This is a genomic window from Rhodococcus sp. P3_B8, from assembly GCF_056402775.1.
This window is the reverse complement of sequence record NZ_JBFUGT010000165.1, coordinates 1-13,834: the sequence shown is the minus strand read 5'-3', so window position 1 is coordinate 13,834 and position 13,834 is coordinate 1. Positions and strand designations below refer to the sequence as shown.

Below are 13,834 nucleotides of genomic sequence, written 5' to 3'. Positions count from 1 at the left end.
GTCCGCACTCGACACGGTTTCCGAGCGACTCGTCCAGCGGGCACTCGGTGAGGTGATGCGCGGACGCACCACCCTCGCGATCGCCCACCGGCTGTCCACCATTCAGCACGCCGACGTGATCTTCGTGATCGACGAGGGAACGCTGATCGAACGCGGAACGCACACCGAACTCCTTGCACGGCAAGGGTTGTACGCGCGGCTCCACGCCGAGCAGTTCGGCGGCGGGCAGGTCGAGTGCCGGTGCACCGACGGCGTCCGATTCACCGACGGGACGGTGCTGGCCCCGAGCGCCCCCGGTCGGGGCGGAGAGTTCTAGCTCCTACAGGAACTTGCTGAACTGGTCGTTGGCCCTCTGCATCACGAAGTCGTACGGCGGCGAGAACTTGCGGGCCCACCAGTAGCCGAACCGAATGTCCGGCGACGTGTACACCAGGTACCGGTCCTTCTTGATGCCGGCGATGATGCAGGACGCGACCTTCTCGGGCGTGACGGCCCGCTTCTCGAAGCGGTGGATGGCCTTCTGGATGCGCGGGTCGTCGCGATCGACCCCGGCGATCTCGACCGTGCCCACCAGCGGCGTCTTGACCGCGCCGGGAACCACGAGGCTCACGCCGATGCCGTGCCGTTTGAGATCGAACCGCAGAACCTCGGACACGCCGCGAAGCCCGAATTTGCTTGCGCTGTAGGCCGCATGCCACGGCAACGCCAGCAGACCGGCGGCGGAAGAGACGTTGACCAGGTGACCGCCGCGTCCCGCCCGCACCATCGGGGGCAGGAAACTCTCGATGATGTGGATCGGGCCCATCAGATTGACGTCCACCATGGACTTCCAATGGCGGTGTTCGAGATTCTCGACCGTCCCCCACGCGGAGATGCCGGCGACGTTCATGACGACGTCGAGGCTGCCGAACTGATCGTGGACATCGGCGGCGAATGCGGCGACGGCGTCGTAGTCGGACACGTCGAGGGCACGCGAGAAACTGACGGTGCCCCCGCGGCTGCCGACTTGTTCGACCGTCTGTGCCAGGCCGACCTCGTTGATGTCGGTGAGGAAGAGTTCGGCGCCCTCCGCCGCGGCCGCCAGGGCGGTCGCCTGCCCGATCCCGCTACCTGCACCCGTGATCAGGCACTTCTTGCCGTCCAGCGTCTTGATCGCCATAGCCGTGCGCGCCCCCGTCGTCACCGATCCGTGTCGGCTGGAAGTCTACGCACGCAATCTGATTGCGCGCACGCAACTGCAGGGGTGCCTTTCCCGAGGAAAAACGCGAACCGGCCCTCCCCGGGCCGGTCCGTGACGGTTCACAACCGCTGGGTCATTTCTTCCTGATAGGTACGAATCGTCCTCTCGATTCCGTTGGCGTCGTCGTCGTTTCCTCGGTGCCGGGCGTCGTCGGCGCGCTCGCGCAGAACTCGAATCGCCTTCCGAAGCTCGGCGTCACTCATTCTGTGTTCCATATCACAATCATCCCCGACGGCTTCAGATTTGGCCAGACTCGGGGGGCGCCCCGGAGCGGCAAAACCCCGGCTGAGCTGGACACTCGTCCAACCAGGCGGGGCGGACTCGTGAAGGGCACGCGGCGGCCGTGACGCGGATCGGGGGCGCGCGGCCCGGCGCCCGTGCGGATGCCACTACTTCACAGTAGTGTTCACGAGGCCCCGCGGGCCGCGAGCGACCTCGCCACGTTGCGATGCGCAACGCAACACAATGGCGCTGAACTGGGACTATAGGCGCCACGGCCTCACGGCGCACACCCCTGCGACGTTGCCAGCTAACTCTCAGTGATTGAAAGAGCAACCACGCAATCGGCTCGGCAACCGCAACCAGCCCGGCGCGCTCCCTTCAGCCCACGTCCGCGCCTCTCTTGAACTTTCAACGGTAGAACGTGCGTGACAAGCACAGAGGGCGCCCGAAATGTCGGCGATCAGCGAGCGACGAACAGGCGATCGTTGAAACATATATGAGATAAGCACGGAGTCGGCGGACGACGTTTTGCCTCTATGTCTGTGAGTTATCAATCGGTTATCATCATGGTACGGTGTCGTTCACACGACTGACGCCCGCACGAGAGAGGACCCGGCGGCTCACAATGGCAGATTTTGCTGCGCGGTTGAACAAGCTCTTCGACACGGTCCACCCTCCGGGACGTAAACCGCATACCAACGCCGAGGTCGCGGCGGCACTCATCGCAGACGGACATCAGATCTCGAAGCCCTACATCTCCCAGCTCCGGTCGGGACAACGCACCAACCCCTCCGACGAGACGGTCGCAGCATTTGCCCGCTTCTTCAAGGTGAAGCCCGACTACTTCTTCAACGACATCTACGCCGCGAAGATCGACCACGATCTCGAGCTTCTCTCGCAACTCCAGGGATACGGACTACGCAAGCTCTCCAGCCGCGCGTTCGACCTCTCCGAAGAGTCGCAGAATCTGCTCACCACGATGGCCGAGAAACTCCGCGCCAGCGAGGGGTTGCCGGAGGTCCCACCGGACGCGTCCCGCTGACCACCGGAGTCGTTGGGCGGCAACGAGTTCGCCGCAGGTCGCACCCGACGTCCGGGTAGAAGTCACCGGGCGCACCCGACGACACCGCCGGAATGCCCTGCCCGGTGTGCTCACGTGGCGCATGATGGAGCAATGGTTGACAGACCGCAGCTCGGTCCCACGATCTTCGTCCTCTTCGGTGCCACCGGGGACCTGTCCAAACGCATGGTCCTCCCCGCGTTCTTCCAGCTCGCTCGATCAGGGCTCCTGAACTCCGAGTGGATGCTGATCGGCACCGGCCGGGGCAACGTATCCGACGATCAGTTCCGCGACCACGTGCGCGACGTCGTGAACCAGTTCGGAGTGCCGCACGATGACACCGACTGGGAGACGTTCGCCCGGCGGCTGAGATTCGCCGGCGGCGGTTTCACCCCGGACAACCCGGGAACGCTCCCCGCGGCCGTTCGGCAGGCGCGGGAAGATCTCGACGCGGCAGACGCACAGTTGGTGCACTACCTGGCCCTGCCACCCAGCACGTTCGCCGAGACCACCCGCGCGCTCGGCGCTCACGACCTGGCCCGTGGCGCACGTGTCGTGTACGAGAAGCCGTTCGGGACGTCCCAGGAGGCGTTCACCGAACTCGACGAAGCCGTGCACCATGTCCTCGACGAGAAGCAGATCTATCGAATCGATCATTTCCTCGGCAAGGAGAGCACCCAGAATCTGCACATCCTGCGCTTCGCCAACGGGCTGATCGAGGGCGTCTGGAACCGGGAACACGTCGAGCAGGTGCAGATCGACGTGCCCGAGACGCTCGACATCGACGACCGCGCCCGGTTCTACGACGCCACCGGAGCTGTCCTGGACATGCTGGTGACACACCTGTTCCAGGTCGCCGCCGAGATCGCGATGGAGCCCCCGGAAACGTTGGGCGCCGACGATCTCCAATCCGCCCGCGAATCCGTGATCGGGGCGTTCCGTCCCCTCGACACGGCCGACGTGGTGCTCGGCCAGTACGAGGGGTACCGCGACGTCGACGGTGTCGCGGACGATTCGACGACGGAGACGTTCGTCGCCGCACGGCTGTGGGTCGACACGGACCGCTGGCGTGGGGTGCCGTTCCTCCTCCGGACCGGAAAGATGCTGGGTGTCAGCCGGCAACGGGTCAGCCTCGTCTTCCGAAGTCCCCGTGGCCCGCTCACGGACATTCCGCCGGACGGTGCCGTCCTGACGTTCGATCTGTCCGGGGACGGCGAGATCGACATCTCCATGGTGGTCAAGGAACCCGGACCCGACGACAGCCTGACGGTGGGCCACCTGGGTCTGCCCCTCGACACGGTGCCGCTCGCCCACGCCCTCGCACCGTATTCGCGGCTCATCCTCGACGTCCTGCACGGCGACCGGTCACTGTTCACGCGCCCCGACGGCTTGGCGCACGTCTGGACCGTCGCCGACGCACTGCTGCGTGACCCTCCCCCGGCCAAGCCGTATCCCGCGGGATCCATGGGACCGCCGGAGGCCGAAGACCTCGCCTCGCCCTGCGGGTGGCTCGTCACCGGTTCGCCGGGCTGACCGGCGGCTGAAGACTATTCCGCAGCCGATTCGACGGTGTCCGCCTTCGCAGGCACCGGGGCCGAGTTCCGGAAGTCGGCGTACGCGTCCGCCAGATCGAGCACCCATCGGCGCGGCGACATACCCTGGGGCGGCGCGATCCACTCGGTGTCGAGGACGTCCGAGGCGACCGGGTCGTCGATCCAGCGGGCGAGAATCCGGGCGCGTTCGGCGGCCGATTCCGGAAGCTCCTGTTCCTCCKTGTCGAGCATGCCCGCGCCCGCCTGTAGGTACAGCGCATCCATGACGTGTGCGACGGCGTCGGAGGCGCGGAGGACGGTCGTGCTCCCCTTGCCGTCGCCCTCGACCACTTCGGGGAACCGTGAAACGAGCACCGAATGGAGTGTGTCCGTGCGGCGCAGGTCCTGCCGGGCGCGGAACCAGGTTTCGACGAGCACCCAGACGGTGCCGACCGAGACGATCACGGCCGCGACGGTGTACGCCGGCGAGGAGCCGACGGCCCACGTCTCGCCCGACACCTCACGCACCAGTCCGACGGCCGCCGCAGCCAGGACGATCGCCGATGCGACCACGATCAGTGAGATTCCGCGGCCGAGCGGTGTCCACGCGACGTGCCGGACCCCGGTCACGACCACCGCGGTCAGCGCGATCACGATGAACACCAGCGCAGGAACGGGATATCCACCGGCAAGCCCGATTCCGAGCACGATGGCCGCGGTGTAGACGACCACGGCGACGGCACGCAGCGCAGGACGCGGGAGTATCGGCCACACGGAGATCGCGCCGACCGCGCTCGCGGCGGCGAACAGCGTCCACGCCAGTTCGAGGATGATCTCCGACAGCCCCACAGCCGGGGCCACGGTGTCGAGGCGCCCGGCGACATCCGGTACGGCCAACGTGGACGCGATTGCCGCGCTGGAGACGGCCACCACCATCGCGACGCGCAGCGGCGTCGGCTGACGCGCGGCGACCCGGCCGATCCGGGCACCCGCGGCAGTCCAGACGACGAGCGCAACCAGCCAGCCCATCAGCCGATCGCCTCGTCGTAGCGGAGCACGGACACGGGAGTTCCGCGGCCCTGCATCGTGTTCAACCGGATGAGCAGCATCGACGCGAACGTTTCGGCCTCCCACTCGGCCACCTCGTCGGACGGCTGCTCGTCTCCCCGCCGTCGCGACCGCTGGCTGAGCATGTAGGCGATCAGATCGTCACCGGCTTCGAGCGTCGCGGCGACGATCTCGGCTCCTTCGTGTCGAAACACGATGTGACCCAGCTCATGCGCAAGCGTGCGGTCGAGGTCGGGTAGGCCCGGCGCCAGCACGATCACGTCCCGGTCCGGGTACGCGCGCCTCTGGCCGCACACACCGGGCGCCATCGGCTTCGTGAAATCGAGTTCGATGGGACGCTGCCGTTCGCGGGCCACCGCGTCCACCACGTGCCGGAGTGACACGGCTTCGGCCCGGGCCGCCGCGTCACACACCGCATCCACGGCTGCCGCGACCCGACGATGAGATCTGTTCGCCCCCACGACTACATCCCTCCACTCGAAGTGGGCGGGAAGAATTCCGCCCGCGCGGCCGCGATGCGCGCCTGTTGTGCGCGAGCACCCTTGAAGGTCAGCGCACCCGCCCCGCCGGCGCAGCACAACAACACGCCGACCCCACCGAGAACGGTGATCGCAGGCAACGGCTCACTGTGGACCACAGGAACCATTCCCGGCGGCGCGGCGGCCGGATCGTCCTGGGCCGGTGCCCCCGCAGCGGGCGACGGTCCGTCGCCGCTCGGGGTCTCCCCGGCAGGCCGATCCTGAGGTGCGGAATCCGCGGGACCACTCACCCCCGGGGCTGCCGCGGCGGCTCCGGAACCGGAACCTCCGGCCGGCGCTCCCCCGGACGCCGGGGGTGCGGCAGGATCCTCGGAGCCCGGGGCGGCTTCAGCAGCATCGGACCCCGAGTCGTTTCCGGAGTCGTCGCCCCCCGACGTGTCCGGGCGCGCGATGTTCGGTTCGCCCACCGGCGGCAACGTGATCGGACGGGGCGGAGCGACCACGACCCGTGATGTCGAAGGTGTCGGCGTCTCCGTCGGTTCGGCGGTCTCGGACGGTTGCGTGGTCTCGGACGGTTCCGTGGTCTCGCTGGGCTTCCCGGTCTCGCTCGGTTCCCGTGTCTCGCTGGGCTCTCCGCCGCAGCCGCGACGACTCTCGCACGGCGGATGAGGATGCCGAGGCGTTCCGCCGCCGGGAGACTCCGAGGAACCGTCGTCGCAACGACTACTGGCGCAGTCGTGGTACTGGGGGTCGGCGGAGGCGTCGGACGGGAACACCGAGACGGTGACCCAGCCGAGCCCGGACAAGAAGGCCAGCGCCAGTCCGACCATGGTCAGCCTTCGAACAACACGACGCGCGCTCACTGTGCACCCCCCTCGTATTCACGGCACGACACCACGTCGACGGCGACGTCGCCGCTGTCATGGTATCGAGCGAATCGAGTGGAGGTGCTGGTGGTGCCGGTGTCGGGGAACCGGCACCACCAGCGGTGCCCGAGCCAGGTGGGACTCGAGCAGCTTCCGAGAACCCCTGCGGGTTCGGCGTTGTGGCCTGGAGGTGCTGATCGGTCAGCGGAAGGTCGGCGTCTCCGACGCGGCCCTCGCGACGTCGGTTGGTCGGCCGGAGTTCACAGGACGTTCACCAGCAACATCGTCGCGGTGATCGTCGCGACCACCGTCGCCGGCTCCAGAAACTTCGAGATCTTGTCCATTGCCTGCATGTATTTCCACCCCGTGCGATCGACCCCTTGATGACCTACGGACAGTACACAGCATGCAGTTACCTTTTGGCAAATCCAAGAGACGAGCATTCGCGCGGCGCCCCGCTCTTGCACCCCTGACGGCGGCGCTCACCTGGGCCGGAATGCAGAAGAGGCACCCTCTCCGGATGGAGTGAGTGCCTCTTCTGTGGTGGAGCTGAGGGGAATCGAACCCCTGACCTCTTCGATGCGAACGAAGCGCGCTACCAACTGCGCCACAGCCCCGGTGCGGATCCTGCGATCCGCTCGGCAAACTCTAGCAGGCCACCCGCGGCGGGAGCGAATCGCCTACACCGACGTGGCTTTCGGCCCGATTCGCCCGGCTACTCACCGGCAGCCCGGCGCATCGTGGCCTGCTGCATCGGCGCGTCGTCGAAGTGTTCGAGATGGTCGAATTCGGGGTCCTCGTCGTCTACTTCGAGGACGACGGCGCCCGGACGCCGCAATCGGGCCGGGATGAGACGGAGTTCCTCGTCACTGCGGGACTCGACACCCAACCGCGACCGGTTGAGACGCGCGGTCCGCCGGCGACGGATCTCCTGCTCGATCTGAACCTGCCGGCGCAGATACGCCAAATAGCCGAACAGGCCCACCACACCGGCCGCGAACGCCCACCACATCAGTGGGGAGATGATCAGCCCGAGGGCCGCCGACATGATCGTGGCGAACACCAGGCCGAGAACCGACCGCTGACGAAATGCATACCGGGCCTCGCGCGCGATCGCGTCGGCCTCCGGATCGAAGCCGCCACGCCCCCGGCGCACCGGTACGTACTCACCGACCGGTGCCCGCTCACCGTCGAACTCGTCTTCCTCTGCGTGAGTGTCCACAAGGTCCTCCGCGTCGTAGCCGTAGTGGTCCGGTTCCGGTTGCCAGTACGGGTCGCTGCGGTGTCCAGCCGCGGGTCCACGCTGCACGGGACGTTCGTCACCGCGGTGCAGCACGCGCGTCGCGAGTGCTGCGTCACTGGTTTGTCGAATCCGGGGGCGGTTGTTCACCAGCATCGGGACCAGGACGAAGAGCCACACGACGACGAGCCCGATCCAGAGAAACGAGTTCGGCATACGGCGACCTCCTCCCAATCGTCTACCAGCATGGATACCGCTGTTGACCCACCCAGGCTAACCGCATGAACACGCACATCTTCGCAGACGCGCCGATCTCACCATACTCAGGTGTCACATGCGTAACGCGAAAATGTGGTGCTCGACATGCCCCGAAAGGGCAGAGGGAACGATCCGGCAAAGACTCGCCGAAAGCGGAGCCCCGGTCAGGAAGCTTTGATACCGTGAGATAACTGTCGCATAGCTGGACGTTTGTCCATGTCCGCTTCGGCGGTCAGCCCCAAGTGGCTTTGCCACTCCGCACGAGCGAATCCGCCACCGTGCCGGGCACGTCCTCGACGGTCATGCCGACCAGAATGTGGTCGCGCCACTGCCCGTCGACATCCAGGTAGCGCTTGAGGAGACCCTCCTCGCGGAAGCCGACGTTGCGCAGCACTGCCTGGCTCGCCAGGTTCTCCGGACGCACGGTGGCCTCCACGCGGTGCAACCCCACGGGTCCGAAGGCATGATCGAGCCCCAGCGCGAGCGCGCCGGTGGCCACCCCGAGCCCGTTGACGTCGCTGGCCACCCAGTAACCGATCCAGGCGGAGCGCAGTGCACCCCGCACCACGTTGCCGATCGTGATCTGGCCGCAAAAATTGCCGTCGAGTTCGATGGCCATCGGCAGCATGCGGCCCTTCCTGGCCTCCGAACGCAAACTGCTGCACAGTCCGGGCCATCCCGAAATATGGTGGCGCGCTTCCCAGGGCGCCTCCCCGGTCGGTTCCCACGGTTCGAGGTGCGCGCGGTCGCGGGTGCGCAGACGGCTCCACGCCGACGCGTCACGCAACCTGATGGCGCGCACGGTGACGACGCCACCCTTCACGCGCAGGGGCCCGAGATGCGGCGGCCAACCCGGATGCTGTGTCATCCCGTCTCACACTGTCGCGGTGCCATCAGCCCCGCTGCGCCAGGAAGGCCACGTCCACCTGGTCACCGGTCCGGACCTCGGTGATCTCGGGGTCGATGAGGACCAGGCAGTTGGCCTCGGCCAACGTCGCGAGCAGGTGCGAGGACGCGCCCGGCGCCCCGCCGAGAGCTTGGACGAGGTACTCCCCCGTGGCCTCGTCGCGCATGAGTTGACCGCGGAGAAAACCCTTGCGGTGCTCGATGGACGTGATCGGTGCGACGGTGCGTGCGGTGACGACGCGTCGCATCGGCTGCCTGCGCCCCAGTGCGATGCGGATCAGTGGGCGCACCATCACCTCGAACACCACGAGGGCGCTCACCGGGTTGGACGGGAGCAGGAACGTCGGGACCTCGTCCCGGCCCAGCTGACCGAAACCCTGGACCGATCCCGGATGCATCGCGACCCGGTCCACCTCGAGGTTGCCGAGGTCGGCGAGTGCGTCCCGCACGTCCTCGGAGGCGCCGCCACCGACGGCACCCGCGATGACGACGATCTCGGAACGGATCAGCTGACCCTCCACCACCTCGCGCAGGCGACGGGCGTCGGCGTTCGCGATACCGACCCGGTTGACGTCGGCGCCTGCGTCGCGGGCGGCGGCGGCCAGCGCGTAGGAGTTGACGTCGTAGACCTGGCCGGGACCGGGGGTCCGGTCGACGTCGACGAGTTCGCCGCCGACCGAGATGACGGACAGCCGGGGACGGGGGTGCACGAGCACCTTGTCTCGGCCCACCGCCGCCAGCAACCCCACCTGCGCGGCTCCGATGATGGTGCCTGCCCGGACCGCGACGTCGCCGGGCTGCACGTCGTCGCCGGCCCGGCGCACGTAGTCGCCGGAGCGGACCGGTTTGTAGATCTTGACGCGGGCCCGGCCGCCGTCCGTGCGGTCGAGCGGAAGGACGGCGTCGGCGAGCGTCGGGAGAGGTGCTCCCGTGTCGACCTTGACGGCCTGACGCGGCTGCAGCCGGATCGGCTGCCGCGAACCGGCCGTGACCTCACCGACCACGGGTAGCGACAGTTCGACGGGCGCACCGTCGTCGTCCCGGATGTCGGTTCCGGCGACCTGGACGTCGACGCTACGGACGGCATAGCCGTCGATCGCGGCCTGGTCGAAACCGGGAAGCGGACGCTCGGTGACCACCTCTTCGGCACACAGCAGCCCCTGGGCTTCGGAGATCGCCACACGGACCGGCCGCGGCGCCACTGCGGCCGCGGTCACGATCGTCTGTTGCTCCTCGACCGACCGCAAGTTCTTGCCTCCCGAGCTTCTAGGAATCCGTCCGCTTCAATCGGTCGATCAGCCATTCGCGCAACGACGGGCCGTACTCGTCCATGTCCAACGCAAAGTCAACCGCAGCACGGAGGTAGCCGCCGGGATTTCCGAGATCGTGTCTCGTGCCTCGGTGCACGACGACGTGAACGGGATGGCCTTCCTTGATGAGGAGGGCGATGGCGTCGGTGAGCTGGAGCTCCCCGCCGGCGCCGGGTTCGATCCGCCGCAGCGCATCGAAGATCGCGCGGTCGAGGAGGTAGCGACCTGCGGCGGCGAACGTGGACGGCGCATCCTCGATGGCCGGTTTCTCGACCATGCCGATGACCTTGAGGACGTCGGGGTTGGTGGCGTCGGGAACCGTCTCGACCTCGAAGACGCCGTACGAGCTCACCTGATCCTTGGGGACGTCGATGGCGCAGAGGACGGYGCCCCCGCGCTTGCGGCGAACCCGCGACATCGTCTCGAGCACTCCGCGCGGCATCACGAGGTCGTCCGGGAGGAGCACGGCGATGGCGTCCTCGTCGTCGTCGAGGACCGATTCCGCGCAGCCGACCGCGTGGCCCAGGCCGAGAGGCTCGTCCTGGACGACGGACTCCACCTCGAGCAGGCCGGGAGCCTTCCGCACCTTCTCGAGCAGGTGATATTTGCCGCTGGCCTCGAGCTTGCTCTCGAGAACGAGATCCTCGACGAAGTGGGCGACCACTCCGTCCTTGCCCGGCGACGTCACGATTACGAGCCGGCCGGCACCGGAATCGGCGGCCTCTCCGGCCACGAGTTCGATACCCGGGGTATCCACGACCGGGAGCAGCTCTTTCGGCACGGTCTTGGTCGCGGGGAGGAATCGCGTACCCATTCCCGCTGCGGGCACGACAGCCGTGCGAAAGGCGCTGGCGGTGTGCGGTGCGGCGTCTGTCATGCCCACACCATAACTGTGCGGACCTACTCGACAGTCACCAAGATCCTGTCAGTAACCTCCCGGAACCCGTCGGGGGCGCTCGCCGGTCGGCTCTAAGGTTGGGGCATGCACGCACGAACGAAGGACGAGTGGCGGCAACTGGTGCTCTCCGGGCGGCGCGCGCTGACCCCCGAACTCCGCACCGCCGAGGACCGGGCGCTTGTCGCACTCGTCACACAGGGAATCGCCGGCGGATCCACCGTCTGCGCCTACGTTCCCACCGCGCTCGAGCCGGGATCACTGGACTTTCTCGATGCCCTCCGACGGGTCGCCGGACGCGTCCTCGTGCCCGTCACCCGCGATCCGGGCCCGCTCCACTGGTCCGAGTTCACGGGCGCGGACGGTCTCGCCGACGCGAGTTACGGCCTGCGCGAGCCGACCGGCCCGGTGTGGGAGCCCGACGAGATCCGTTCGGCCGGGACCATTTTCGTGCCCGCCCTCGCCGTCGACCGGAGGGGCGTGCGACTCGGCCGCGGTGCGGGCTTCTACGACCGGACCCTCGGGCTCGCCGCCGCCGACGCGCGACTGATCACGGTGGTCCGCGACGAGGAACTGGTGTCCGAGCTGCCCGAGGATCCCCATGACGTACGTATGGGTTGGGCACTCACTCCCGCATCGGGCTTCGTCCCGCTCGGCGACCACTGAGAAGGTTTCCGGCCCGGAATAGTTCTCTGATTAGCGTTGTTGGCACTGTCGACTGTAGAGTGCTAAAACCTGCGGTTTGACTACACAGTGCGGAGGAACCCCGGTGCCCACTTATTCATATGCGTGCACGGCATGCGACAACCGTTTCGACATCGTCCAGTCGTTCAGTGATGACTCCCTGACCGTCTGCCCTGCATGCTCGGGCAAGCTTCGCAAACTGTTCAACTCCGTCGGCATCGTCTTCAAGGGCAGTGGTTTCTACCGCACCGACAGCCGCGGCACGTCCGGCGCGGCCAGCGAGCCGGCCAAGACCGACTCTGCTCCCGCCGCGAAGTCGGAAAGTTCGTCGACGGCCTCGTCCAGCTCGTCGAGCACCGCGACCGCCGCACCGGCCAAGGCTGCTGCCAGCTAGTTCTCGCGTTTCCGCGAGTTATCCACAACTTCTCGTCCATCCACAGGCGGGCCCTTTCGGCGTACCCACGGGCCCGCCGGTCTCCTAGCGTCGAACCATGTCGTTCGACCCTGTCCCGACCGGTCGCCGCCGGTCGAACCGAGCACACCGAAGCCTGAGCCCGTCGTGGGCCGACCGGCCGTCGGATCTCGCCCACCCCGGTTGGGCCCGCACCCTCGTCGCCAGACGCGTCCTGGCCGCCGCGCTGGTCTGCCTCGCATTGGCCCTCCTCGCCCGTGGGGACCCCGATTCCGCCCGCTCCGCGGTCGTGGTGGCCGCCCGGGATCTACAACCGGGCATCGTTCTCACGGACGCCGACGTGGAACTGGTGGAATTCGAGGCCGGGGCCCTGCCCGACGGTGCCGTCACCGCACTGGCGGACGTCGACGGGCGCACCCTCGCCGGACCGACCCGCGCCGGAGAAGCCCTCACCGACGTCCGGGTACTGGGACCCCGTCTCGCCGCAGCCGCAGCCGGCATGGACGACGCCCGGATCGTCCCCGTCCGGCTCGCCGACCCCGCTGTCACGGAACTTCTGCGTGAGGGCGATCGCGTCGACGTGCTCACGGTCGATCCCGACACACCAGCGAATCCGGACCGGCGCTCCGGCGCCACCGTGCTGGCGTCCCGCGCCGTCGTGGTATTGGTGACACCGTCCGAGAACGGACGTGACCAGCGCGAACGCGTAGTGATGCTGGCCCTGCCTGCATCCGAGGCCACGACGGTGGCCGCGGCATCCCTCACGAGCGCGATCACCGTGACCTTTCAGTGATCCGTCACGGGGAGCCGCGCTGATCTAGGCTTTTCTCCGACTAGTGCTGGATGACACTTGCCACCCACTCGAGGAGACGTCGACATGCTCAAGGGATTCAAGGACTTCCTGCTCCGGGGGAATGTCCTCGACCTCGCCGTCGCGGTCGTAGTCGGAGCCGCGTTCACCGCCATCGTCACAGCGTTCACCAACAACGTGATCAATCCGTTGATCGCCGTTGCGGGCGGCGCCAACGATCTGGGCTGGGGTTACCAGATCCTCTCCGACAACCCGGCCACCTTCATCAACATCGGCGCCGTCATCACGGCCGTGATCAACTTCGTGATCATCGCCGCGGTCGTGTACTTCATTCTCATCGTCCCGGCCAACGCCGCGAAGAAGCGGTTCATCACCGAGCCCGCAGACAAGAAGGCCAGTGAGGCCGACCTGCTGATCCAGATCCGCGACATCCTCGAATCGAGCCTCGAAACCAACGGCGCGACAGCGAGTCCCGACGGAGCGCACGCGATGACCGCGGACAAGGCCGCGAACCTCGAGCAGACCCGCGAATAGCTTCCGACGACTCCGGGCCCGTGCAGCAGCTGCGTGCACGGGCCCGGAGTCATGGGTGGAACGAATTATCAGCCGAGGCTGAAGGGCTGTCCCCACAGGGTGACGGTGCCGTCAACCGAGTCGGTCGAGACGGTGACCTTGGCGTAGGAGCGGGCCTGCGCGTAACCGGCGCAACCGGAGACACCGAACGTCTCGTCCGAGTACGTGAAGCCACCGCTGTTGCCCTTGAACTTGAAGCTGCTCTTGTGAGCCTCGGCGCCGTAGTCGTCGGTGTACTCGATGTCGAGGATCGGCACGTTGGTGGCCTTACCGGGTCC

General features: G+C 67.4%; 16 protein-coding genes, 1 tRNA gene and 1 pseudogene. 7 read left to right on the top strand and 11 right to left on the bottom strand.

The annotated features are described in order from the left end of the window. Positions 1-316: pseudogene (locus AC1D1G_RS30780) on the top strand (ABC transporter ATP-binding protein); the annotation flags it as partial. Between the two features lie 3 nt (positions 317-319). On the opposite strand, the gene AC1D1G_RS30775 reads toward AC1D1G_RS30780, so the two are convergent. Further along, positions 320-1,159 (bottom strand): SDR family oxidoreductase, encoded by an 840-nt coding sequence (locus tag AC1D1G_RS30775; RefSeq protein ID WP_005255390.1) that lies wholly within the window; start codon positions 1,157-1,159, stop codon positions 320-322. A 140-nt stretch (positions 1,160-1,299) separates the two neighbouring features. Then, positions 1,300-1,443, bottom strand: coding sequence for a hypothetical protein (locus AC1D1G_RS30770; protein WP_005561362.1), 144 nt, complete (start codon positions 1,441-1,443; stop codon positions 1,300-1,302). A 644-nt stretch (positions 1,444-2,087) separates the two neighbouring features. Between AC1D1G_RS30770 and AC1D1G_RS30765 the strand changes: the two genes are divergently transcribed. Together AC1D1G_RS30765 and AC1D1G_RS30760 are read left to right on the top strand one after the other, a co-directional pair. After that, complete coding sequence (locus AC1D1G_RS30765; protein ID WP_005238699.1) at positions 2,088-2,504, top strand: helix-turn-helix domain-containing protein; 417 nt, start codon at positions 2,088-2,090, stop codon at positions 2,502-2,504. A gap of 132 nt (positions 2,505-2,636) precedes the next feature. Beyond that, positions 2,637-4,055, top strand: coding sequence for a glucose-6-phosphate dehydrogenase (locus tag AC1D1G_RS30760; RefSeq protein ID WP_477955010.1), 1,419 nt, complete (start codon positions 2,637-2,639; stop codon positions 4,053-4,055). A gap of 14 nt (positions 4,056-4,069) precedes the next feature. On the opposite strand, the gene AC1D1G_RS30755 is transcribed toward AC1D1G_RS30760, so the two are convergent. The 8 genes from AC1D1G_RS30755 to AC1D1G_RS30720 form a co-directional block, all read right to left on the bottom strand. Beyond that, the gene (locus tag AC1D1G_RS30755; RefSeq protein WP_477955008.1) at positions 4,070-5,083 is read right to left on the bottom strand and encodes a hypothetical protein; all 1,014 of its coding nucleotides are present in this window, start codon (positions 5,081-5,083) and stop codon (positions 4,070-4,072) included. After that, the gene (locus AC1D1G_RS30750) at positions 5,083-5,583 is read right to left on the bottom strand and encodes an ImmA/IrrE family metallo-endopeptidase (protein WP_011597782.1); all 501 of its coding nucleotides are present in this window, start codon (positions 5,581-5,583) and stop codon (positions 5,083-5,085) included. Before AC1D1G_RS30750 ends, AC1D1G_RS30755 begins: the two co-directional genes overlap by 1 nt. Before the next feature lie 2 nt (positions 5,584-5,585). After that, positions 5,586-6,431 (bottom strand): cell surface protein, encoded by an 846-nt coding sequence (locus tag AC1D1G_RS30745; RefSeq protein ID WP_477955007.1) that lies wholly within the window; start codon positions 6,429-6,431, stop codon positions 5,586-5,588. A gap of 577 nt (positions 6,432-7,008) precedes the next feature. Then, a tRNA-Ala gene (locus AC1D1G_RS30740) sits at positions 7,009-7,084 on the bottom strand. Positions 7,085-7,182: 98 nt separating this feature from the next. Next, the gene (gene sepX, locus AC1D1G_RS30735; RefSeq protein WP_280785094.1) at positions 7,183-7,923 is read right to left on the bottom strand and encodes a divisome protein SepX/GlpR; all 741 of its coding nucleotides are present in this window, start codon (positions 7,921-7,923) and stop codon (positions 7,183-7,185) included. Positions 7,924-8,197: 274 nt separating this feature from the next. Next, positions 8,198-8,833, bottom strand: coding sequence for a GNAT family N-acetyltransferase (locus AC1D1G_RS30730; protein ID WP_011597779.1), 636 nt, complete (start codon positions 8,831-8,833; stop codon positions 8,198-8,200). A gap of 25 nt (positions 8,834-8,858) precedes the next feature. After that, complete coding sequence (gene glp, locus AC1D1G_RS30725) at positions 8,859-10,118, bottom strand: molybdotransferase-like divisome protein Glp (RefSeq protein WP_477955004.1); 1,260 nt, start codon at positions 10,116-10,118, stop codon at positions 8,859-8,861. Positions 10,119-10,137: 19 nt separating this feature from the next. Beyond that, positions 10,138-11,058 (bottom strand): UTP--glucose-1-phosphate uridylyltransferase, encoded by a 921-nt coding sequence (locus tag AC1D1G_RS30720; protein WP_477955002.1) that lies wholly within the window; start codon positions 11,056-11,058, stop codon positions 10,138-10,140. A 105-nt stretch (positions 11,059-11,163) separates the two neighbouring features. On the opposite strand from AC1D1G_RS30720, the gene AC1D1G_RS30715 reads away from it, so the two are divergent. The 4 genes from AC1D1G_RS30715 (at position 11,164) to mscL (ending at position 13,517) form a co-directional block, all read left to right on the top strand. Then, a complete protein-coding gene (locus AC1D1G_RS30715) occupies positions 11,164-11,742 on the top strand; it encodes a 5-formyltetrahydrofolate cyclo-ligase (protein ID WP_477955001.1) in 579 nt (192 codons plus the stop codon). Positions 11,743-11,845: 103 nt separating this feature from the next. After that, the gene (locus AC1D1G_RS30710; RefSeq protein ID WP_005238679.1) at positions 11,846-12,154 is read left to right on the top strand and encodes an FmdB family zinc ribbon protein; all 309 of its coding nucleotides are present in this window, start codon (positions 11,846-11,848) and stop codon (positions 12,152-12,154) included. Positions 12,155-12,251: 97 nt separating this feature from the next. Continuing rightward, on the top strand, positions 12,252-12,965 hold the full coding sequence (locus AC1D1G_RS30705; RefSeq protein ID WP_477955000.1) for an SAF domain-containing protein: 714 nt from the start codon (positions 12,252-12,254) through the stop codon (positions 12,963-12,965). A gap of 84 nt (positions 12,966-13,049) precedes the next feature. Beyond that, a complete protein-coding gene (mscL, locus tag AC1D1G_RS30700) occupies positions 13,050-13,517 on the top strand; it encodes a large conductance mechanosensitive channel protein MscL (protein ID WP_009478887.1) in 468 nt (155 codons plus the stop codon). 68 nt (positions 13,518-13,585) lie between these two features. On the opposite strand, the gene AC1D1G_RS30695 is transcribed toward mscL, so the two are convergent. Beyond that, on the bottom strand, positions 13,586-13,834 hold a 249-nt coding region (locus AC1D1G_RS30695; RefSeq protein ID WP_477954998.1), incomplete at its 5' end, for an MspA family porin.